The sequence below is a fragment of the Paenibacillus montaniterrae genome (assembly GCF_018403185.1).
In the GTDB taxonomy this organism is placed as follows: domain Bacteria; phylum Bacillota; class Bacilli; order Paenibacillales; family Paenibacillaceae; genus Pristimantibacillus; species Pristimantibacillus montaniterrae.
In genome coordinates this window covers 1-21,537 of record NZ_BOSE01000014.1, presented here as the reverse complement: position 1 = coordinate 21,537, position 21,537 = coordinate 1, and the positions used below count along the sequence as shown (strand labels likewise).

Genomic DNA, 21,537 nt, shown 5'->3' with positions numbered 1-21,537 from the left:
GGTCGTTCGAACAACGTCTGTTGTACTAGTATGCTATAATAACAACCGAATGGTCGCAATCATCAATAACGTTAAACCGTTGTATAGACAACACCATTTCTATAATGTCGTTTTTACTGGGGAGATCTTAACGATGACAACTAAAAACAATCAAGCAGATCCTCGTGTGATCCGTACACGACGCCTTCTTCAAGACGCTTTTGATTCATTAATTCAAGAAAAAGACTTTGAATCGATAACCGTTAGGGATATTGCAGAGCGGGCTACTGTGAACAGAGCGACTTTTTATGCGCATTTTGTAGATAAATTCGAAATTCTTGAGGTCAGACTGATGGAATCATTTATGACAATTATGGACCGTAGAATAAGCGGCCACGAAGTATTGAATGAAGAAACGATTCAGAGTATTTTTCTGGGGGTATGCGAATTTCATAAAAGTCTAAGCACTATTTGTAAAAGACGAAATACATCGCTTGCACCTGTATTCGAAATTCAAATAAAGCAAAAAATTCAAACGATACTTCTTTCCTTTATCGAGAAAGACAAGATGCTATCGACTCCAAATGCGCCATTTTCAATAACTACAGCTGCTGTCATGTTAAGTTGGGCGATGTATGGTGCGGCTTACGTTTGGAACAATGAGGGGAGTTTGACAAGTGCGGAATTATTCGTGCAACAGGCTATGCCCTTAGTATTGAACGGAGCCCGGGAGCTGCTGGGATAGATCGTGGCGCTATCGTTCTGTCCTGTCCGTTCACCAGCCTCAATTCCATCAACCAAGCTCTCAAGTTTATTCATCTTGAGAGCTTTTTTTGCACATTATTCTTGAAATTCCATCATATTACAGTTGTTGTCCGAATATGTTGGTTTAAATCGGGCTTGTCTGTCCGAAAATGGATAATGTGAGAGGTGGCTGAACGATATGAATGCTACAAATCCAGAGCTTGCGATACTGGGAATTGGGACAGCAGTTCCAGAATATCGGCTGAATCAAGCCGATACTGCACAGCGTTTAAGCGAGGCGCTAAGCAGCAATCCGGACTCCGCTCGTTGGGCGAAAAGACTGTTCAAGCAATGTGGTGTGGAAAATCGCTATACCTGTGAGCCTAATTTGCTGGAAAAAGCTCAAGACTGCCGTTATTTTTCGCAGCAATCTCTGCAAGCTGTGCCAACAACAGCTGAGCGGATGGAAATCTACAAGCGTGAATCGGTGCCGCTGGCGCTGCGAGCAGCACGCAATGCGCTGCAGGATGGACAGGCCGATGTCTCGGAAATTAGCCATCTGATCACGGTGAGCTGCACGGGTCAATTTCTGCCTGGCATGGACACCCAACTGGTGCAACAGCTTGGGCTTGCTTCTAATATCAAACGAATTCCGCTTAACTTTCTAGGCTGTGCCGCAGGATTGCGGGCGGTGTGCCTCGCTAAAGAATTGGCAGCCCAACAGCATGACGCCAAGGTGTTGATCGTCAGTGTGGAGCTGTGCACCCTTCATATTCAACCCTCCAGCAAGCGCGAGGATTTATTCGGCGCTTCCTTCTTTGGCGATGGAGCTTCGGCTTGTATTGTTGGTCATGCATCGGATGAGGTCAATCGCGGTCAATTTCTATTAGGCGATGATCATTCAGTTGTGCTGCAAGGCGGTGCCGCAGATATGGTGTGGGAGGTAGGCAATTTCGGCTTTGATTTGTATCTGTCGACAACGATTCCGAAGCTGATCGGTCAATTTGTTCCAGAACAAATTTCCACGCTTGGCGGCAATGAACCAATCGATCTATGGGCGATTCACCCTGGAGGCCGAGGAATCATCGAGAAGCTTGCGGATGTATACGGATTGTCCGACGAGCAGACAAGACCAAGTCGCACGATTCTGCGCGATTATGGAAACATGTCGTCAGCAACGATATTGTTCGTGCTGCAGGAGATGAAGCGCGAGCTGGAGGAGGCTAAGAAAGAGATGACAAGCGGCATAGCGCTCGCGTTCGGTCCGGGTCTTACCTGCGAAATGATACAAATTACATATGTTCCGCGCGTCCAGCCGGAATTGCGGCAGATGGATGAAGCCTATGTTTAAAAAGCTGCGGTATCGAGCGCTTGAGGATGAGCTGATGGACGATTTTTCAATGGGGGGAGCCGAGCTGCGCGAAGCTTTGCAGCAGCTCAGACTCATTAATCGCATATTTCAAGCAGCGGGACCGATGAAGTATGGCGTACAGCAATTGTGGCAGGAAGCCGGCAAGCCCACTCATTTAACCATTCTCGATATTGGAGCGGGGTCAGGCGATGTAAATCGGCTGCTTCTGCGCTGGGCGAGTGCCAACGGAATAGATATGAAGCTTACTTTAGCGGATCGAACGGAGGAAGCTTGCGAGGAGGCAAGGCAGCTTTTTCGCAATGAAGCGCGCGTCGAGGTTGTGCAATGCGACTTGTTCGAGCTTCCGCCCGACAGCTTCGACATTGTCACCGGCACGCAGTTCGTTCACCATTTCAGCCAGGAGGAACTGCCCGAGGTTGCCCGAAGCATGTTGCGTGCATCAAAAACAGGGATTGTCATCAATGATATTCATCGGCACTGGATTCCATGGTCAGCCGTATGGCTGACAGCGCATCTCATCTCCACTAATCGTTATATTCGCCATGACGCTCCTCTGTCTGTAGCCAAAGGATTTCGTGCTGAGGACTGGAGAAATTTAAAAGATGCGCTGGGAGCTCCAGAGATGGCGTACCGCTGGAGACCGTTGTTCCGATATGTAGTTACCATTAGGAAGTGAGTTACTTTCTCTTGACGTACCCTCGGTACGCCTGCGAAAAACAGATCTTGAAATTATCGGAGTGATTCGTTATGTATGCGTATGATGCGGCCATTATCGGAGCAGGAATTGCTGGCAGCGCAATAGCCAAGTCTTTAGCCGATAGCGGCTGGAATACGATACTGTTTGAAAGCAAGAAATTTCCCCGACATAAAGTATGTGGTGAATTTCTGTCACCGGAAGCGAAAAGCATGCTTGACTCGCTTGGAGTAAATGAGCTGATCCAATCACTTCGGCCCAGCTTGATCGAACGCTCTCGTCTCATCTTCAGCCATGGAGATGTGCTGGAAGCGCCTTTAGCAAGCCATGCACTAGGAGTTAGCCGTTATTCGCTTGATGCCGCACTTCTGAGCTCAGCACAGCTTGCCGGCGCACATGTGCAGACGGGAGCGACAGTAACAGCTGTCACTCCTGCGAATGAAGGCTTCATCATTGAGGCGAAGCAAGGAGCAGAAACGGTCTCCTATAAGGTCCGAACGGTGATGGCCGCCTGGGGCGGCAACGGGCGGATGCCAGGCACAGCATTACACCCTGCGCGGTCCAACTCAAGGGAGACGAAAAATCCGTATGTAGGCGTCAAATCACATGTTGCTGGAATTACAACGGATGCAGCGGTAGAGCTTTACTTTTTTGAAGGGGGTTATTTAGGCATATCTCCGGTGGAGGATGGAAGGTACAATGTTTCAGCACTGCTAAGGCAGAAAGCATTTGAGCCAAAGCCGAAAACGATTCAAGGCTGGATAGATGCGGCTTGCAGCAGAAGCCCGCAGCTGCTGCACAAGCTGTCCAATGCAGTGCCGATCGCAGGAACTGAAGCAGCCGTCGCCCCGGTTCAAATTAGCCGCAAGCCGCTTGCCTGGAATTCATATCCCCGGGTCGGAGATGCCGGGCTTATGATTCCACCGTTATGCGGGGATGGGATGTCAATGGCGCTGCGCTCTGCTCTGGTGTGCGCTGCGCTTGCAAATCGTTATTTAAGCGGTCAAATTTCCTTTGAGCTTTGGCGCCATCACTACGAGCGGTTCATTGAACAGCAGTTGAAAGGTCCGCGACAGTGGGGAAGGCTGCTGCAATGGATGATTGCTGCTCCTGCATTGCCGCGTCTGCTCGTACCGTGCGTCCGTTATACCCCTGGATTAATGCAGAGGCTGATTCAAGCGACACGAATAAAGGACGTGCCGCTCGATTTTCAATGAGCTACACGTCCTTTAGATGCTATTTAGGATATTCTTTAGATGTTCTTACAATACGCGACGGGCTGTTACATAGGTTTTATCCCATGTGCTGCCTTTAAAAGTCGAGATCGTTACGCCAACGTTTTTGCTGTAAGTATGAAGAAGCTTGTTATCGCCCATATATATGCTCACATGGTTGATGACGCCGTCACGATTCGTATCGGAGAAAATCAAATCGCCAGCCTGCAAATTTGATTTCGATACATACGTACCTGCTTTTGCTTGCTGTCTCGAGGTTCTCGGAAGAGAAATCCCGTTCTTTTTGAACACATATTGTGTAAAGGACGAGCAATCGAAGGCAGATGTAATGCCTGATTTTGCTCCAAATTCATAAGGAACACCGAGATATTGTTTCCCTGTTGCGATCACGCTGCTCGCAGAGCCGCTTGTCGCCGCATGAACCGTATTAGTATTAGAGGCAGTAACTGCTATTCCGCTAAAAGCGACCGTGAAGCATACGCTGGCAACTGCGATGAATTTAATAAGAGAGCTTTTATTCAGTTTCATTGTGGCAATCCTCCTGATGACTATAAAATATTTTAGTATGGGCCTGTCCCGAAAAACAGTATAGCACAGAAAAGATTGCCGCAATTTACCTGTAGCAAAGTAAAGCTTGATCATACTTGATAAATGAGAGGTTTATTAGAATTCGATGATAAAAATCTAATGTTAAAGGGCTTGACAGCGCATTCTATACTCGTTAAAACTCTCGATAAAAATCATCCCGCAGCTCAGATACGACAAGATAGCATTCCTTCCCATGCAGAAGACGTGCTGGTACTCTCCAAACCTCTCCGTAATAAAAGCTGTCGGCAACAAGCTCTCCATCAGCATATAGCTGTGCAGCATCGCCGTAATAATCTATATTTACAAAGCCTTGAGTTCCATGCACCACAATTTTTTGCCATGATAGGTTCCTTTCACCGCCGATATGCAGTTCATCGACATATTTAGCAGTAAACGGTGGCGGCTCGATATTGATAAAGGAAACAACGGGCTCGGTGTAAGGCTGCTGAATGAAATTACGTTGAAAGCCTTCCCCGTTCCAGCGCCAATATTGGTATTCTCCATCTGCTACGGCATATATGGTGTCGTTAGCTTTATAAAGGTCGCACCCGTCACCTAAATAAATCTCACCATCTAATTTGCGCAAATATTTCGCTTGCTCCCAGGTGAGTGTCACAATGACAATATCATTGATTTTAAGCAATGCGTCAATCCCTGGCTCAGCTGTCAGCCTCTGACCGTCACTAAATTGATATTCCGCTGTAACCCCTGGTATTTGTGCGAAGAAATAAGTATCTCCTTGCCTGCATAATGGCTGCGCCGTTGCATAGTTCAGAATATTGCCGGACAGGTTCATATGGAATGGCATAAAGAAGCTTGCATCTCCACAAACATCTATTGCTGGAAAGGTGACGGCGCCCGTATTGATAACAACATTTCGGATGTCCTCAAGCTTGGTAAGTCTCTGGTAATGATTGATAAATACAAACCCTCGCTCGCCGTCTGTACGCATCACATAGCGCAAGGAAGAAGTATCGTCTCGTTTCACAGTATTTTGAGCCTCTACTCTGACCAGTGGCGCCAAAGCTTCCCCGAAATCTTGTACAAATAAATGCAAGAGGTTTAGCAGCCTGTATTGCTCTCGCACCTCGCCGTATTCCGATAGTGCAGTCTGAAAGTCATAGGAAAGAATAGGGTAATCATTCGGATACCCTGTAGCTTTCGATTCCTGTAATGTCGATCGTTTGCCCAGCTTATTCGTGCCACCATGGTACATATAGTAGCCAACCAGATTGTTACCATCTCCGAGCTTAACAAGTGATATCGCATAGATATCCATCCCTTTAACAAGCGGTCTGCGGTGATGAGTGACTTGCATCCCTCCACCTAACTCGCAGGTTGCAAACGGATACCTTTCATATGGCAGCTGCCAACCATCATCGCTTGTAAGCTCCTGCGGAAGGAGATCGGCTCCGATTCCTGTGTCATTGCGCATGCCCGTAAAAAAGTAATGCGGAGATGGCGGCAGTTGATTCAAGTGATTGTCCCAAGGCGCATCACAGTATCCGCCAAACACAGGAACGACTTCATCAACAGGAATTTTGGCGCCTGCAGCAGCATTCCAGCCTGTTACTGTATATATAGGAGCAATCATACCGCATTCGATAGCAATCTCTTTTAATTGAAGCAGATGATCTGCATCGTGCGTTAATTCATTCTCTAATTGGACGGCGATGATATTTCCTCCGTCCTTATAAAAAAGCCCCTGCACCTGCTCTGCAATTTTTCCGTAAAATGTACGTACGAGTTCAAGGTATTCAGCATTATTTTCGCGCAGCTTGAATGATTTCTTGAGCAGCCAATCAGGGAATCCTCCGTTCCTGCATTCACCATGCGCCCATGGTCCAATGCGAATGACGACCTCCAGTCCGGCTCTTTTACATTCAAGTATAAAAGCACGCAGATCATTGTCACCTGAGAAGTCGAATTCACCTTCAATTTCCTCGTGATAGATCCAGAAGATGTAAGTAGATACAAGCGTAACACCGCCTGCTTTCATTTTGCAGAGCTCTTCATACCAATATGCTCTATCATATCTTGAAAAATGAAATTCACCCATTACTGGAATCCATGGTTTACCGTTACGGGTAAAATATAAGCTGGTGATATCCATTTTTTCTCCTTCCGGATTCGATCCTCCAAGCTTCAAATGATTCTTTAATATCTTTGGCTGCTGATAATCCTTGAACGTATACATCGCTATTCATCCTCTCATCTCTTCGTCTCGTTACTATTAAAGCTATTGTAGCTTAAGAGATGACTAAGTCGATAGGATTTCATAATGAGAAAGTAGCACAAAATGAACATTTTCATGAAAATTAAAATGTAAATGACAAAGCTTGACATTTACGATTACACGTGTAATCATATAAATTAGAATTACACGTGTAATCCTAATTTAGAAAGGTGTTGTTTTACGAGGTGAACATCCCGAATATATCTGCGGCAGAGTGGGAAGTGATGAAAGTGCTTTGGAGGAAATCACCGATCACTGCTCAGGAAGTCATTGACCAGCTCTCTGAACCGATGGAGTGGAGTCCGAAAACAGTGAAGGCGTTAATCAATCGTCTGTTGAAGAAGGGTGCCATTCAATTTGAATCGAGAGGACGTGTGTATTACTATTCGCCACTTGTTGCGGAGGAAGATTGTATTCGTGAAGAGCGCAAAACTTTTTTGCAACGCATTTATGGTGGGGCGCTATCACCGATGCTCGCCCACTTTATTCAGGATGAGCAATTGAGCAAGGAAGAGATCGAGCAATTGAAAAAAATGTTGGAGGAAAAACGCTAAATGCAGGCCAATATCGCAGGATGGGCATTTTCCTTATTCCAACATGTTCTTGTAACGGCTCCGGTAGCAGTCGGACTCATCTTGCTTATCTTGTTGATACGCAGAATGCCCGTGCTGCGGCTGCATGTCCATGTTGTCTACACACTTTGGCTTATATGTATTGTAAGATTGTGGATGCCGTGGACGCCGCCAGGCCCGATTCAGCTTTGGCAGTCTATTCAAGGTGGAGGAGCCGTGGTCAGTCACAATGAAGCGGCTGCGCTATGGACAAGCTCTGAACTGCGTTCACTCGCTGCACCTGTTCAGCAGTGGAAAGAGATGAGTGGAGCCTTGAATGTTTGGGAGATTATATTCGCGATATGGGCAGTTGTAACGGCTGCCTTGTTTCTGGTCTACGCAGGTCTGTCCGTGTACGCTATCTATACGATTCGTCGTGCGGGTTGTAGGCCGGCTGACGAATTGCGTCTAATATTGGACAAGTGCAAACAAGAATTAAAGATGCGAAGACATGTGAGGATTGCACAATCCAATCGGGTAGCGTATCCAGTTTTGAGTGGATGGATCAGACCGCGGATTCTTATTCCTTCCAAGCTAATCGGTCATTTGCATGCTGATGAATGGCGCAATATTTTGCTGCATGAACTCATTCATGTGCGCAGAGGCGATATAATTTGGAATCATGCTATGGCTATGCTGGTTATTGTCAATTGGTTTAATCCGTTAGTATGGATAGCTTATCGTATGATGCGGGAGGATCAGGAATTGTCTTGTGATCGTGTGGCACTGCGATACACGGATAGTCAGCAATATGGGACAACGTTGCTGCGAGTGGCATCATGGAAGCTAATGCAAGGACAAGTCGTTCACGGGCTTCTATCTTTTAAAGGTTCGTCATCGCGAACATTGACCAGAAGGAGGATTGAAATGATCAAGCAAGTTGCAAGCAATAAACGAGTATGGACACCGCTTCTTGTTGGAGTGGTCGTTATTATCGCCATCATGACATTTACAGGGAAGAATACGACAGCTTTATCGAAAGAGTTAAATGTTCTGACATTCAATATTCCTGCTGAAGGTAAAGTAACGAATGAATTTCAGACCGAACGGCCTTATGTGAGTATAGCGAATGCTGAAGGAACAGCTATATTCGCAGCAGCAGACGGTGTTGTGGAGCAGGCGGAATATGTTAAAAAGGAAGGCAATTATATTCGCATTGCTCATGATGGAGGCTATGTCACGACATATAGTCACTTGGAAAGCTTGCAGGTTAAAGCTGGAGAACGAGTGAGTGCAGGGGCACAAATTGGTACTATGGGATCAACTGGGCATAGCACAGGTCCGCATGTGAAGTGGATGCTCTGGAATGGTGAAACAGCGATTGATCCACTGGAGCCAGTAGAGCAACAATAAGCAGTTTTGCGTATCCATACTGAGTTCAGCTCTCAGGATTATACATCCTGAGAGCTTTTTTTTGTGGGCGGATTCTTTACATTAAAGAGAGGACCTGAGAAGAAGTGTCTAGTAAACAAAAGAGAAGAGGCTGAGCTGTAAGCCTTTTGCAAGGTTAAAGTGAAGATTAAAGAAGCTGGATAACGTTAAATGATCCGTTTGGTCACACATAACGTTATCCAGCTTCCTTAGCGACTAGCCATCCTTTTGCCAGCCTTTCAGCCCTTTACTTTTCAGACAGCCCCTTCTCCGTTTCCTTCTTCAGCTTGTTTATCTCGGCTAACGTCATTTCATTGCACTGCTTAATAAAGTTAAGAATTAACTGCAGCTCCTGATCGGTATATTGGGAAATGATCTGAAGCGTTGATTGCATGACCGATTGGAACATGGGCGAGATTCTAGCTGATCCTTCCGGCACAGGCTTGACGACTACACGCCTGCGATCATTCGGATCCTTATCCCGAACTACATAACCTGTTTGTTCCAAACGATCGATTACACTCGTTACAGCTCCCGTGGTCAGCCCGGTGAGCTGTGCCAACTGCCCAGCTGTTACAGGTCCGGCATGATTCAGGTAATCCAAGCATTTGTGATCGGTGGCATTCAACCCTAGCTTTTCGGAAATGAATTGATGGAAGATGACGGCGCGTGCGCTGTTTTGTCGCAATTCCTGCAGTAGATCTTGCTGCACGGAAGAAAGTTCAGCGAAAGAAGAATTATCCCTTGACATTGTAATACCCCCTGGTTAATATAAATATATCTTAATCAATAAAGATAATTAATGTATTAAGAATATTTATGTATCAAGACTTTATTTCTCCGATTATAGCACAAGTTATCTGAATGACCAAACGATATAATCGTGGAAAGGATCAACCAACGAATACGAACAAGAATTGGTTTGCCACTACCTAAAAGAAGAAGAAAAAATAAACAAAGGAGTGAGTCAACATGGATATGAAGCAAACACAGGATATAAAAGAAATTGAATCCCTTTTTCAAAAGCTTAAATTCGCATGGGATCATGGCGATGGGACGGCCTATGGTTCATGTTTTACGGAAGATGCAGACTATGTGACGTTTCAGGGAGAGCATTTGCAAGGGAGAAATGCGATTGCCGAAACGCATCAGGAATTATGGAACGGTGTGTTGAGAGGGTCAACGCTGGAAGGCGAGATCAAGAATATCCGCTTTATCACGCCGGGGATCGCTATCTTTCACGGGCTTGGTGTCGTCAAATTAAGATGGCAAAAGAGCGCCCCAAGCCAAAGAGACTCCATCAATACGAATGTCGTTGTAAATCAGAATGGCAAGTGGGTCATAGCTGCCTTTCAGAACAGCAGGATCTCCAAACCCGGCCTAATGCAAAAAATATTCATGAAATTAAGCAAGTAATGAGAAGTAACCAGTATAAAAAAATAATGCGGCCATTCCCTGATGCAGGATCAGGGAATGGCCGCGGTTCCTTGCTCGCAAGAGATAGAATCACACCTAAAGGGGAGCATTAAGCAAACGGGTAATCCATAACAACGATTTCTTCAACAAACGGGCCAATGGATTGCAATAAGCTTTGATGCAGAGGATGCTGAATATAGTCCCGGCAAGCCTGTTGATCCTCAAAAGTGACCCGGATCCCCAGCGTAAACCCGTGCGTATGCTCTATTTCCTCCGTAGCGTTAATCCCGGCACTAAGTTGCACGATTCCCGGAATGTTCCCTTTAAAGTCATATGCAAGTTTTATTGCATTTTCTTGAACTTCAATAGAAGCATCGGGCTTAAATTTCAATAGCACGATATGTTCAAACATTTTATTCCCTCCAAGGCTTCTGTTTATTTTTAGGCTTGGAGCTGCTTCAATTGGGAGAGCTCCTTCATCCATTTCACGAAATTGTCAGTTACAAGATCAAGGTACTGAATGGTAGGTCCATCGGTCAGTTCCCCCTTCTCATCAAGCTTCTCATGAACAAGACCAATGTACGTTTCATTTCCAGGCAACAGCGGCGAGGAAATACCGGATGAGAACAGAATGTCACGCAGATGGCCCTGTGCTTTGACTGATCCCAACAATCCCATGGAAGATCCGATGATCCATGAGGGCTTCCCGATCATGACTCGATCTACGCGGGATAACCAGTCAATCGCGTTCCCCATGACGCCGGGAATAGTCGAATTATATTCCGGAGTAATCCATAACACCGCGTCAGCAGCAGCGACCTTCGCTTTAAAATCGATAACAGCCTGCGGCGGAACAGACTCGATATCCTGATCGTAAAAAGGGAGATCCCGAATGTTCAGCACATCCAGCTGAAAAAGATGCTGATAACGATTTTGAATATAACGGGCTAACTTCAGATTGTATGAATCTTTGCGAATGCTTCCGACTATGGCGGCAACTCTCATTTTCATCACCTCAATAATATGGTCTGAATGGACTTGAACAGCTAAGGCTGATCATCACCGTCTATCCATTCTTGCTATTCCTCCCAAGGAGGACATATACTAGTCTAAATGAACCCGAAGGGGCCAGGAAGAGATCTAGTTATCGTAGGATTGGGAATCCTACGTTCTTCAATAGCAGGAGGCATGGATATCATGGCAAACAAATTAGACCGATATGAGGAATTATCCCGTTTTTTGCGATTACGTCGTGAACAAATAACCCCAAAGCAAGCAGGGTTGCCGGATTCCGGACGCAGACGTACACCCGGACTTCGCCGCAGCGAGGTAGCTCTGCTGGCAGACGTGGGATTGGATTGGTATACTTATTTGGAACAAGGGCGTCATATCAACGTATCCGCTGAGGTTCTTGATCGAATAGCAAAAGTGCTTCGGTTGGATGAATCCGAACGCAAGCATCTGTATCATCTTGCCCGTAAGCAATTTCCCTTATCCGGTACGAAGCAAGCTAATAAGGTAACGCCGGAGCTTCAACGTTTTTTGGATAGTCAGAACCTATCCCCTACGAACGTTATGGATGCGCGCATGAATATCATTGCCTGGAACGAAGCATACTGCGCATTAAATGGGAATCTTGCGGCTATGTCGGATAGGGAGCGGAATTTGGTCTGGATGACGTTTACTTCTCCCCGTTTCCGCTATATAAAGGGAGACCAGTGGGAGCAGCATGCTCGGCGAATCGTCGCTAACTTCCATGCCGGATATGCGCGTCACGTTGACGATCCTTGGTGGATCGAGCAGTTCGAGGCGCTTTCACAGACAAGCAGGGAGTTTCGACAATTTTGGGATTCTCACGAGGTTCTCGATGCTATTGATGCGCCTAAGACATTGCATTGTCCGAACCTCGGGATCTTGAATTTTGATCTTGTCACGTTTCATTACTTGAACGATTCTAATTTGACCGTTACGATTCATGTCCCTCATCCAGATGGCACGGTAGATAAGATGCAGCAACTGTTATACGATTATGAGAGCCAGCAAGCAGAGCAGCTTGAATCTTCTCGACGTGTTTAAAATTCGGTTTGAAAAAAAGCGATGTCTGTGATATTATCAGAAAAATACAAATATAGCGAAGAAGAGAAGGCTATACAATCGCGTTTATGTCCAGAGAGCAGAGGGATTGCTGAAACCTCTGTCGTAATGCATGTATAGTGTCGTCTCGGAGCTGTTGACCGAACACGGAAGGAAGGCATGAATTGCCTGCCCGCCCGCAAGTAGGCTCAACCGGCCTGGCATCCGTTAACATGCTGCAGGTAAAGCATCGGCTTTACCTCATGAGACTGCAATTGTGAGATTGCAGTAAACCTGGGTGGTACCGCGAACATTCCCCTTTCGTCCCAAGGCCTTTAAGCAGCTGCTTTGAGCCTTGGGAAGGAAGGGGTTTATTTATTTCATACGAACAGGCGATGAAGAGAAAGCCGACAATGGCGGTTATGCCCAGAGAGCAGAGGAAACGCTGAAACCTTTGCCTTAACCCTTTGTATGGTGTCGTCTCGGAGCTGTTAACCGAAAGCGCGGCTAGTCTTTTTCCATGCCCGCGAGTAGACTTAACCGAAATGGTGCTCGTTAACGCGCTGCAGGTAAGGCCTATTGGCCTAACCTCATGAGGCTGCATTCGCGAGATAGCAGCGAACTTGGGTGGTACCGCGAAAAAATCCCCTTTCGTCCCTGTATGAGCTGACCGCTGTTAGCTTGTTTAGGAGAAGAGGGGATTTTATTTTGCAAAGGAGGCTGCCCTATGGAACAGCAAGTAGGAATGACGAATGAAGCAACGACGCCATCGGAGGAATATATTACTGGTTCGGAGGTACTGTTGCGCGGCTTGCTGAAGGAAGGCGTAGAGTGCGTATTTGGCTATCCGGGAGGAAATGTGCTCTATATTTACGACGCGATGGTGAATCGGCCTGACTTCAAGCATATTTTGACCCGGCACGAGCAAGGCGCGATCCACGCGGCGGACGGCTATGCCAGGTCGACGGGAAAGGTTGGGGTATGCATCGCGACATCCGGTCCAGGAGCAACCAATCTGGTGACCGGCATTGCGACCGCCTATATGGATTCGGTGCCGCTGGTGGTCATAACGGGGAATGTATCTACGTCCGTCATGGGCACGGATGCTTTTCAGGAAGCGGACATTGTTAGCATCACAATGCCGATTACGAAGCACAGCTACATCGTTCGCGACGTACACGACCTTCCTCGCATCATTCATGAAGCGTTCTATATCGCAAATACGGGCCGCAAAGGTCCTGTGTTGATCGATATTCCCAAAGACGTGAGCAACCAGCGGATGGCATATCGTCCTGCGGACACGGTTCAATTGCGTGGATACCATGGAGCACCGGAATCGAATCCGGCGCAAATAGATGCGCTGCTTCAGGCGATTGCAGAAGCGCGCAAGCCAGTTATTATCGCGGGCGGCGGCGTTGTCTATGCGAACGCCTCGCAGGAGCTGATCACATTCGTCCACACTACCCGGATTCCGGTCGCCACGACTCTGCTCGGTCTCGGCGGGTTTCCGAGCGATGACGAGCTGTGCCTGGGCATGCTCGGACATCATGGCTTATACGCGGCGAACATGGCGGTGCAGAACGCGGATCTCATTATTTCAATTGGCTCGCGTTTCGATGACCGTGTTACGATGAAGCTGGACGGGTTTGCGCCTCAGGCCAAATGTATTGCCCATATTGATATCGATCCGGCGGAAATCGGCAAGAACGTTAAGACAGATATCGCCTGCATCGGCGATATTAAAGACGTGCTGGCTTATGCGAATACGAAAGCGCAAGCAGCCTGTACGGCTGCCTGGCTCGAGCAGCTTCAGGGGTATAAGCTGCAGCATCCGCTTCGGTATACCGATTCGGATACCGTCATTAAACCGCAATATGTACTCGAGATGATTAGCGAGATGACGCAAGGAGAGGCAATCATCACCACCGATGTAGGCCAGCACCAAATGTGGACGGCGCAGTTTTACCGCTTCAAGCATCCTCGCTCGCTAATTACGTCAGGAGGTCTTGGCACGATGGGCTTTGGCTTCCCGGCTGCGATCGGAGCTAAAGTCGGAAATCCGGATCGTCTCGTCATCTCGATCAACGGCGACGGAGGCATGCAGATGTGCGCGCAGGAGATGGCGATCTGCGCGATTCATCAGATTCCGGTCAAGATCGTGGTCTTCAACAATCAGGTGCTCGGCATGGTTAAGCAGCAGCAGGAATTGATGTACGAACGACGCTACAGCCAGATTGATCTATCCGGCAGCCCGGACTTCGTCAAGCTTGCTGAAGCATACGGAATCAAGGGATTGAGGGCGACAAACAAGGCTCAAGCCTCCAAGGTTTGGCTTGAGGCGCTGCAGACGACAGGACCTGTGCTCGTCGAGTTCGTCATTCCGACCGACGAGAACGTATACCCAATGGTGCTTGCCGGCACGCCGCTGGATCAAATGATTTTAGAGTACGACGAATAATGGCGCTGAAGAGATAAAAATCTGTTTAAAGGAGCGAGGCTACTCATGTACACCGATTGCTTAATACTTTTATGGGTATAATTTAACGGGTAACATTAACGTTCAATGAAAAAGCGAAAGTCCAGGACATTATTTTCTCGTCCATGACTTTCGCTTTTTCGGTTTCAAGCGTCAGCTAATATTGTCTGTTACTTGGAAGTGTGGGAAACCAATGCGATATGTTGGGTTAAGGGATTTACCTGTTTTTTGTTGGTTCCCGGGCCTAAGTCCCAAGAGGTTCGAAAATGTAGCACGGGTTCTACTATGATTTTTACGGTTTTCCAATCCCCTTGAGGACATCTTTATTTTACGCGAATGAAAAAAAGTTATTTTTTTTTGTTGACACGTCATATTATTACTAGTTATATTATTACTATGATTACCAAAAATATTAAAAAGTCACCTGTCGCTTTAGCCATCCTTTGTTTCCTTATTGAGGAGCAATCCATCAGTATCGAATGCAACAGTTAATTAAAGAAAGGGAGAAGGACGAGGTAATAAATATTCGCCATCGAGCAAGTATTTATCAAACGATTGAAGGCTGACATGGAGCATGGAGGAGCTGCGCAAGAGAGACGAGTCAATCGATAACCGATTGGGTGAAAAAGAAATTGAATAACGAAAGGACATGATCATAATGAATCCGTTAAATTCCACAACGATTGACGAAACGGTACCTGTGCTTATTGTGGGGGGGGGGAGTCTCGTAGGTCTATCCCTCTCCCTGTTTCTGGCTAAACAAGGGATAAAGTCAATCGTCGTCGAACGCCATTCGGGCACGGCCATCCATCCGCGCGTCTCAAGCTTGACTGCCCGCACGATGGAAATCTTTCGCTCTGCCGGAGTTGAAGAGGAGATACGCCGTGAAGAACCACCTTTCCCACGGGAATTCGGCATCATGTTTGTCGAGAGTCTGGCCGGGGAAGTATTCGAGAATCTGATGGAAGATATGAGCGCATATTTTACGGATGCCAGCCCTGTTGAAGGAAACGGCATTGCACAAGATTTACTTGAGCCTGTGCTTCAGATGAAGGCTGAACAAGCAGGTGCCGATCTTCGATACAACACGGAAATGATCGGATTCGAAACAGATGAGCATAGCATCTTGGCGACCATTCGGGATCGAACCAACGGCAAAACACGCCAAATACGGTCCGAGTATATGGTTGGAGCCGACGGTGGCAAAAGTGGTATCCGTGCAGCTTTAGGAATCGGGCAGCATGGAGAGGGGACACTTTTTCATCTGATCAGCGTCATTTTCGACGCGGACATCCATGATCTCTTCAAGAACCAGAATGCACATATGTGTTTCTTCGCTAATGAAGATGCAAGCGGAAGCCTTGTCTTGTATCCCGGCACAAACAGGCGGCCTCATGTATACAGATTGGATGTGATCTATGATCCGGAGGAAGAAACGATTGACGATTACCCGGAAGAGCGGTGTATTGCATTGGTAAGGGCAGCTATCGGATTACCTGACATTCCGGTCAAGTTCAAGAAGGTATTAACCTGGGAAATGGCTGCTCGAGTAGCTGATCGCTTCCAACAAGACCGTATATTTATTGTTGGTGATGCAGCACGCGTTCAACCTCCAAGCGGCGGCTTGGGAGGCAATACTGGGGTTGCCGAGGCGCACAACCTCGCTTGGAAGCTGGCTGCCGTGTTGCGAAGTGAAGCTGGCGAGGGCTTGCTTACCACTTACGACATGGAGCGCCGCCCTATAGCGAATTACACCGTAGAACAGGTCGTCATGCTCTCCCAGCAGCGCGAACACGAAGGAGCAAATGGAATTACGGTAAACACCCTACATGTCAATATGGGTTATCGCTATCCAGACGGCGCGTTCATACCGGAAGGAGACGAGCAGAACCTCCCCCTTGCACAACAGCCAGAGTCGTGGACGGGTCAGCCAGGAAGCCGCGCTGCGCACGTCGTTTTGGAACGTAACGGCCAGCGGCTTTCCACCATCGATCTGTTTGGTTCTCGATTTGTGTTACTCGTTGGATCAGACGGAAAAAACTGGGTTGAGGCTGCTGAGCATGTTAAAGATACGCTACGTTTCCCGATAGATATTTATCAGGTTGATGGGCATGCTGATTTTAATAATCCTGGGAACGATTTTCTTGATGCATACGGTATAACTTCCACAGGGGCTGTCATCGTGCGGCCAGACGGGTATATCGGATGGCGAAAACCGGGTACCAGGGGGAATAAGGAAGAAATGGAAAAAATGTTAACCAATGCTCTGTCGACAATCCTTTTTCGTTAAATCAACTACATCAAATAAGGAAAGGAATAATAATTATGCTTATCTTTGAATATACCGAAATCTATGATTATCCCGCATCTATCGTTTTTTCACGCCTCGTTGATTTAAAGGGGAGACCTTCCTGGATTAAAGGTATTATGGAGGCTCGAGTTACTCCAGAAGGACCTGCTCAGTTGGGGACCAAGTATTTCGAAAGTGGAAAATACTCAGGCTTCAAGAGCGAAAAAAACATGATCGTGACCGAGCTTGTTCAGGATCAATTGTTAACGATGGAGACAGTTCCTGATGAAAAACAATCGTTTCGCGAAAGCTATCGTATTGAGCTGATCTCGGATCAATCTTGCCGTGTTCATTTCTCAATTCAAGTTGACAACGTTCCGAAGGTAGCTGAATTTTTCATGCGTCAATCGATGAAGAAGGAGCAGCGGCAAACAGCTGCTGACTTAAAAGCTCTCCTTAAGGGTTAACATCCATACGGTTTGCTGCAGTGCGAGAGTGGTATAGGCTTCAGCATAGCCTGCTAAGTCTAGGACTAAAATTAGTTCTAAATTTGTAATAGAAATACCTCATCACCCCATTTATCTTAATAATTAAGATAAATGGGGTTGGACTAACGATATCGCCTTTACTGATTCTCTATAGTTGGTTTACGAAGGTCGTCGGTAAGCTTTCGAAGAGATTGACAGGAGAGAATCAAATAATCGAGCAGGGTCTGTAACTCCTCTTGACTGTACTTTGAGTAGAGTTCAAGCATGGCATCGTTTAACGGAGTGAATGCCTTTTTAATTGTATGCAATTGCGAATAGATGGGCTCGGCATAGACCACTCTGAGATCGTTAGGATCCTTCGTCCGGCGGATATAGCCTGCTCTTTCTAAGCGATTTAGCACGCTTGTAATAGCACCTGTGGTTAGTCCCGTCCACTCTGCTAGATGTCCTGCAGTGGCTCTTCCTCTGCTTAGAATCAAATCTAAGCACTTATGATCTGTAATGTTAAGGCCAAGATGCCCAGCTATCGCCTGATGAAACATGATAGTTTGAGTGGATAACTGTTTGGAAGCTTCTAAAAGTGACAGATGAAGGTCTGTTTGTGTCGGTCGCATAATACATTCCCCTTTAATTTATCTCGATACATAAAGTATAGCATAGAGGATCCGTTCACTGAGAGATTTATGTTGGGGCAGTCAGAACAAAAAGTATAAGAACTCTTAATCAGCCTTGAGACGGAGGTAAAGGTAACGACTGATTGATATTATGGAGGATATCTTAATTATTAAGATAAATGTCGGGAAAAGAGGGAACAGTCGTGTTCGAATTCCTTATGGGAGTAGAATTTTTGTTATTACTGGTACTAGTGGGTGTTTCAGGGGCTACTGGCTATGCCGCGAATCACCTCAAATATGTGGGAGAGAGTGAATCGAGCTTCCGATTATGGCTAAAAGCAGCCAAAGTTGGCGTCTATATCGGTACCGCCCTAATCATGGTTTGGGCACTGGACATCATGATCATTTTCGAAAATTACGGATGGCTATTTATCATGGACCGGGTCTTGAACCTATTGCCTCTGTTAAGCTTGCCAGCGGCAATTGTGTTGATCTTTGCGCTGCCTAACTTATCGAGGGAAGCTAATAAAAAGTCTTTACTGTTCTTTATTGTGTCTGTACATGTAATGACTGTGGGAGCAGTACTTGCCTTTTTTTTAGTAACGATAGACATACCTGCAATTCCTAATACAAAAGATCTTTTGATTTATGGTGGGGCACTGATCATTTCAGCAGGTCTGCTATGGCTTTACCATGGAAGAAGGATAAGGATACTTGAAAAGCGGCTTCCACGATTTAGCATAAGAATTATAAGAGGAGCTGTATATTTCGTTTTGGTGTTTGTAGTAGCCATAACAGGATTAGTCGTTTCTCAAAGAATGAGTGAATTTCCTGGCAGGATGAATATGGTCCATCACCATACTGCTGATTTTGGGGGTGGAGATTCCAGCTTAGATGAAAATACAAATGCCCACCATGACGATCATGATTCCAATTCAGACAGTAAGCCGATTAGTGTTGTGGAGTTGAAAGGACCTCAAACAGACATTCCTGACAAAAAATACGTCCTCTACGCAGAGACGAAGAAGATTCGCCTTGCTTCCGGTGAAACCATTGAAGCGTGGACGTTTAATGGTCAGAGCCCAGGCCCAGAGCTTGTCGCCAATGAAGGGGATTTGGTGGAAGTAAGATTGGTGAATAAAAATATCGATAGCGGGGTTACCATTCATTGGCACGGAGTAGATGTCCCTAATGGTGAAGATGGCGTTCCAGGGATGACGCAGGATGCCGTCATGCCTGGAGAGTCGTATACCTATCGTTTTGTTGTAAATGAGGAGGGAACTCATTGGTATCATTCCCACCAGCAGTCCTCCATTCAAGTGCAAAAGGGGCTATTCGGGGCCTTTATCATCCATCCATCCAGTCAACATGAAACAAAAACGATGGATACGACGATTGTGGCTCATGATTGGATCACTCCGGACGGCAGGAATATTCCAGCTCTCGATACGGCAGATACATTCCAAAGGAAAATGGTTAATCCAGGAACACCTGTACGGCTACGTCTCGTAAATGCGGGTAATTTAACTCGTACGTTTTCCTTGAACGGCGTGCCTTTCAAGGTTGTAGCCATCGATGGTTTTGAGTTGAATGAGCCAGGTACTCTGACGACTAGTTTATTACGAATCGGTGGAGGGGGGCGTTACGATGTCGAATTCATCATGCCTGACACTGCCGTTACGCTGGCAATGCTAATGGAAGGCAAACCAATCGGAATAGTGTATAGCCCAGACGGACATGGGAAACAAAATGTACTCGATGAAGGAGAGGTTTTAGATATCACTAAATATGGATCACCGGCACAGACTCCATTCAACACCTCGACCGTGTTCGACAGAACGTTTACACTCATTCTTGATCAGACCTATTTTGGTGTCTATAACGGAGAGGCGGGACAACAGTGGGTGATTAACGGAAAAACGTTTCCTGATACTCCGACCCTTATGGTCAAGGAGGGAGATCTTGTGAAGACAACATTTGTAAATCGGAGTTTTGCCGATCATCCGATGCACCTTCATGGACACCATGTCCAAGTCATTAGTAAAAATGGAAAACCGATTAGTGGTAGCCCACTTGTCCTAGATACTGTAAATATTGAACCCGGCGAGACGTTTGAAGTTGCTTTCTTGGCAAACAATCCCGGACTATGGATGGATCACTGCCACAATCTAGATCATGCCCAAAAAGGAATGACAATGCATGTGGCTTATGAAAATGTATACACTCCTTTCGCGATAGGAAGTGAGACGGTTAATAGTCCGGAATAGGCTTGATGCTATCGTAAAGCATGGTTATTAAAAGAAGCTGAAAAACAAAGAAAAAAGGGGGTAAACATTATGTTCAAATTAATAAGTGTTGAAAGTTTAAGTAAGACTTATGTGAGCAAAAAGGAAAAAATTATTGCCGTTGATAATATTAGCTTTACAGTCGATCAAGGAGAAATTTTTGGTTTTCTTGGACCGAGCGGAGCAGGTAAAACTACTACACAAAGAATACTGACAACATTGTTGCCCATTAGTAGCGGAACAGCTTATATAGCTGGATATAATGTGTTAACTGAAGCCAAAAAAGTCCGTGCCAATATAGGCTATGTTAGTCAGCTTGGTGGCGCTGATCCAAACGCCACAGTACGGGAAAACCTGGAGCTATCAGGAAAATTATATGGGCTATCAAATGACGTTACAGTGCAAAGAATTAAGCAATTGAGTAAATTGCTAGATTTTCATGAATTACTTCCGCGCTTTGTTCGTACATTGTCTGGCGGGCAAAAACGTCGTGTGGAGATTGCTCAAGGAATTTTACATGAACCAAAGGTTTTATTTCTTGATGAACCAACGACAGGACTTGATCCGCAAAACCGTGCTAATTTATGGCAGCACATTAAAAAATTACGTGACAATGGAATGACCGTTTTCCTAACGACTCACTATTTAGAAGAAGCGGACGCGTTATGTGACCGTTTAATTATAATAGACCACGGCAATATTATCGCTGAAGGAACACCTACAGAATTAAAGAAAAAGATTTCGAGTGAAGTTGTTTCAATAGAAATGAAACATCTGCAGGACAGCGAAAAAATGAAACGATTGTTTAAACAATTAGAACTTGATAAAGTGACAGAAGCAAATATGAAATTTTCCATTTACACTGACATAGGTGAAGAATTAATTACGGATATTATTAACTTCACAAAAGAACATCAGATTGAATTAGCCAATTTATCGTTACAGGACTTATGCAGTTCGCCCCAACAATTGTAAGAGCAAGACTTTAATAGATGAACAGTTATCATTCAAAAAAATACTTGACAAATAAAAATCGCCTAAATAATTGTGAAGGATACCTTTTTA

19 protein-coding genes are annotated in these 21,537 nt (G+C 45.9%); 13 read left to right on the top strand and 6 right to left on the bottom strand.

From position 1 onward, the window contains the following. Positions 1 to 133 precede the first annotated feature (133 nt). The 4 genes from KJS52_RS24680 to KJS52_RS24665 all read left to right on the top strand — a co-directional run bounded on the left by KJS52_RS24680 (position 134) and on the right by KJS52_RS24665 (position 4,006). Positions 134 to 724, top strand: coding sequence for a TetR/AcrR family transcriptional regulator (locus KJS52_RS24680; protein WP_213519961.1), 591 nt, complete (start codon positions 134 to 136; stop codon positions 722 to 724). 198 nt (positions 725 to 922) lie between these two features. Then, complete coding sequence (locus tag KJS52_RS24675; protein ID WP_213519960.1) at positions 923 to 2,074, top strand: type III polyketide synthase; 1,152 nt, start codon at positions 923 to 925, stop codon at positions 2,072 to 2,074. After that, entirely contained in the window at positions 2,067 to 2,771 is a 705-nt protein-coding gene (locus tag KJS52_RS24670) for a methyltransferase domain-containing protein (protein WP_213520105.1), read from the top strand. Before KJS52_RS24675 ends, KJS52_RS24670 begins: the two co-directional genes overlap by 8 nt. A gap of 71 nt (positions 2,772 to 2,842) precedes the next feature. Beyond that, positions 2,843 to 4,006 (top strand): NAD(P)/FAD-dependent oxidoreductase, encoded by a 1,164-nt coding sequence (locus KJS52_RS24665; protein WP_213519959.1) that lies wholly within the window; start codon positions 2,843 to 2,845, stop codon positions 4,004 to 4,006. A gap of 45 nt (positions 4,007 to 4,051) precedes the next feature. Here the strand turns inward: KJS52_RS24665 and KJS52_RS24660 are convergent, their stop codons facing one another. Both KJS52_RS24660 and KJS52_RS24655 read right to left on the bottom strand, forming a co-directional pair. After that, positions 4,052 to 4,552, bottom strand: coding sequence for a C40 family peptidase (locus KJS52_RS24660; RefSeq protein WP_213519958.1), 501 nt, complete (start codon positions 4,550 to 4,552; stop codon positions 4,052 to 4,054). Between the two features lie 193 nt (positions 4,553 to 4,745). After that, complete coding sequence (locus tag KJS52_RS24655) at positions 4,746 to 6,809, bottom strand: beta-galactosidase (protein WP_213519957.1); 2,064 nt, start codon at positions 6,807 to 6,809, stop codon at positions 4,746 to 4,748. A gap of 224 nt (positions 6,810 to 7,033) precedes the next feature. Between KJS52_RS24655 and KJS52_RS24650 the strand changes: the two genes are divergently transcribed. Both KJS52_RS24650 and KJS52_RS24645 read left to right on the top strand, forming a co-directional pair. Further along, entirely contained in the window at positions 7,034 to 7,402 is a 369-nt protein-coding gene (locus KJS52_RS24650) for a BlaI/MecI/CopY family transcriptional regulator (RefSeq protein WP_281425700.1), read from the top strand. Continuing rightward, positions 7,403 to 8,812, top strand: coding sequence for a M23/M56 family metallopeptidase (locus KJS52_RS24645; protein WP_213519956.1), 1,410 nt, complete (start codon positions 7,403 to 7,405; stop codon positions 8,810 to 8,812). A 265-nt stretch (positions 8,813 to 9,077) separates the two neighbouring features. On the opposite strand, the gene KJS52_RS24640 is transcribed toward KJS52_RS24645, so the two are convergent. After that, entirely contained in the window at positions 9,078 to 9,581 is a 504-nt protein-coding gene (locus tag KJS52_RS24640; protein WP_213519955.1) for a MarR family transcriptional regulator, read from the bottom strand. Positions 9,582 to 9,802: 221 nt separating this feature from the next. Between KJS52_RS24640 and KJS52_RS24635 the strand changes: the two genes are divergently transcribed. After that, a complete protein-coding gene (locus KJS52_RS24635; RefSeq protein ID WP_306433597.1) occupies positions 9,803 to 10,246 on the top strand; it encodes an SgcJ/EcaC family oxidoreductase in 444 nt (147 codons plus the stop codon). 109 nt (positions 10,247 to 10,355) lie between these two features. Here KJS52_RS24635 and KJS52_RS24630 read toward each other — a convergent pair whose 3' ends face one another. Together KJS52_RS24630 and KJS52_RS24625 are read right to left on the bottom strand one after the other, a co-directional pair. Beyond that, a complete protein-coding gene (locus tag KJS52_RS24630; protein WP_213519954.1) occupies positions 10,356 to 10,658 on the bottom strand; it encodes a Dabb family protein in 303 nt (100 codons plus the stop codon). Between the two features lie 29 nt (positions 10,659 to 10,687). Further along, the gene (locus KJS52_RS24625) at positions 10,688 to 11,251 is read right to left on the bottom strand and encodes an NADPH-dependent FMN reductase (RefSeq protein ID WP_213520098.1); all 564 of its coding nucleotides are present in this window, start codon (positions 11,249 to 11,251) and stop codon (positions 10,688 to 10,690) included. 192 nt (positions 11,252 to 11,443) lie between these two features. Between KJS52_RS24625 and KJS52_RS24620 the strand changes: the two genes are divergently transcribed. The 4 genes from KJS52_RS24620 (at position 11,444) to KJS52_RS24605 (ending at position 17,552) form a co-directional block, all read left to right on the top strand. Beyond that, positions 11,444 to 12,322 carry a helix-turn-helix transcriptional regulator gene (locus KJS52_RS24620; RefSeq protein WP_213519953.1) on the top strand — a complete coding sequence of 293 codons (879 nt, stop codon included), beginning with the start codon at positions 11,444 to 11,446 and terminating at the stop codon, positions 12,320 to 12,322. Between the two features lie 724 nt (positions 12,323 to 13,046). Further along, positions 13,047 to 14,777: a biosynthetic-type acetolactate synthase large subunit gene (gene ilvB / locus KJS52_RS24615; RefSeq protein ID WP_213519952.1), complete on the top strand. Its 1,731-nt coding sequence runs from the start codon at positions 13,047 to 13,049 to the stop codon at positions 14,775 to 14,777. A 676-nt stretch (positions 14,778 to 15,453) separates the two neighbouring features. Beyond that, the gene (locus tag KJS52_RS24610; RefSeq protein WP_213519951.1) at positions 15,454 to 17,085 is read left to right on the top strand and encodes an FAD-dependent monooxygenase; all 1,632 of its coding nucleotides are present in this window, start codon (positions 15,454 to 15,456) and stop codon (positions 17,083 to 17,085) included. Between the two features lie 35 nt (positions 17,086 to 17,120). After that, entirely contained in the window at positions 17,121 to 17,552 is a 432-nt protein-coding gene (locus KJS52_RS24605; RefSeq protein WP_213519950.1) for an SRPBCC family protein, read from the top strand. A gap of 158 nt (positions 17,553 to 17,710) precedes the next feature. Here the strand turns inward: KJS52_RS24605 and KJS52_RS24600 are convergent, their stop codons facing one another. Continuing rightward, a complete protein-coding gene (locus tag KJS52_RS24600) occupies positions 17,711 to 18,187 on the bottom strand; it encodes a MarR family winged helix-turn-helix transcriptional regulator (protein ID WP_213519949.1) in 477 nt (158 codons plus the stop codon). Between the two features lie 179 nt (positions 18,188 to 18,366). Here KJS52_RS24600 and KJS52_RS24595 point away from each other — a divergent pair, with 179 nt between their 5' ends. Together KJS52_RS24595 and KJS52_RS24590 are read left to right on the top strand one after the other, a co-directional pair. Beyond that, positions 18,367 to 20,454, top strand: a complete 2,088-nt coding sequence (locus KJS52_RS24595; protein WP_213519948.1) for a multicopper oxidase family protein — start codon at positions 18,367 to 18,369, stop codon at positions 20,452 to 20,454. A gap of 69 nt (positions 20,455 to 20,523) precedes the next feature. Beyond that, the gene (locus KJS52_RS24590) at positions 20,524 to 21,447 is read left to right on the top strand and encodes an ABC transporter ATP-binding protein (protein ID WP_213519947.1); all 924 of its coding nucleotides are present in this window, start codon (positions 20,524 to 20,526) and stop codon (positions 21,445 to 21,447) included. The last annotated feature ends 90 nt before the right edge of the window (positions 21,448 to 21,537 follow it).

Coding starts and splice junctions, on each gene's coding strand:
- KJS52_RS24680 (WP_213519961.1), top strand. CDS start 134: ATGACAACTAAAAACAATCAAGCAGATCCTCGTGTGATCCGTACACGA.
- KJS52_RS24675 (WP_213519960.1), top strand. CDS start 923: ATGAATGCTACAAATCCAGAGCTTGCGATACTGGGAATTGGGACAGCA.
- KJS52_RS24670 (WP_213520105.1), top strand. CDS start 2,067: ATGTTTAAAAAGCTGCGGTATCGAGCGCTTGAGGATGAGCTGATGGAC.
- KJS52_RS24665 (WP_213519959.1), top strand. CDS start 2,843: ATGTATGCGTATGATGCGGCCATTATCGGAGCAGGAATTGCTGGCAGC.
- KJS52_RS24660 (WP_213519958.1), bottom strand. CDS start 4,552: ATGAAACTGAATAAAAGCTCTCTTATTAAATTCATCGCAGTTGCCAGC.
- KJS52_RS24655 (WP_213519957.1), bottom strand. CDS start 6,809: ATGTATACGTTCAAGGATTATCAGCAGCCAAAGATATTAAAGAATCAT.
- KJS52_RS24645 (WP_213519956.1), top strand. CDS start 7,403: ATGCAGGCCAATATCGCAGGATGGGCATTTTCCTTATTCCAACATGTT.
- KJS52_RS24640 (WP_213519955.1), bottom strand. CDS start 9,581: ATGTCAAGGGATAATTCTTCTTTCGCTGAACTTTCTTCCGTGCAGCAA.
- KJS52_RS24635 (WP_306433597.1), top strand. CDS start 9,803: ATGGATATGAAGCAAACACAGGATATAAAAGAAATTGAATCCCTTTTT.
- KJS52_RS24630 (WP_213519954.1), bottom strand. CDS start 10,658: ATGTTTGAACATATCGTGCTATTGAAATTTAAGCCCGATGCTTCTATT.
- KJS52_RS24625 (WP_213520098.1), bottom strand. CDS start 11,251: ATGAGAGTTGCCGCCATAGTCGGAAGCATTCGCAAAGATTCATACAAT.
- KJS52_RS24620 (WP_213519953.1), top strand. CDS start 11,444: ATGGCAAACAAATTAGACCGATATGAGGAATTATCCCGTTTTTTGCGA.
- ilvB (WP_213519952.1), top strand. CDS start 13,047: ATGGAACAGCAAGTAGGAATGACGAATGAAGCAACGACGCCATCGGAG.
- KJS52_RS24610 (WP_213519951.1), top strand. CDS start 15,454: ATGAATCCGTTAAATTCCACAACGATTGACGAAACGGTACCTGTGCTT.
- KJS52_RS24605 (WP_213519950.1), top strand. CDS start 17,121: ATGCTTATCTTTGAATATACCGAAATCTATGATTATCCCGCATCTATC.
- KJS52_RS24600 (WP_213519949.1), bottom strand. CDS start 18,187: ATGCGACCGACACAAACAGACCTTCATCTGTCACTTTTAGAAGCTTCC.
- KJS52_RS24595 (WP_213519948.1), top strand. CDS start 18,367: ATGTCGGGAAAAGAGGGAACAGTCGTGTTCGAATTCCTTATGGGAGTA.
- KJS52_RS24590 (WP_213519947.1), top strand. CDS start 20,524: ATGTTCAAATTAATAAGTGTTGAAAGTTTAAGTAAGACTTATGTGAGC.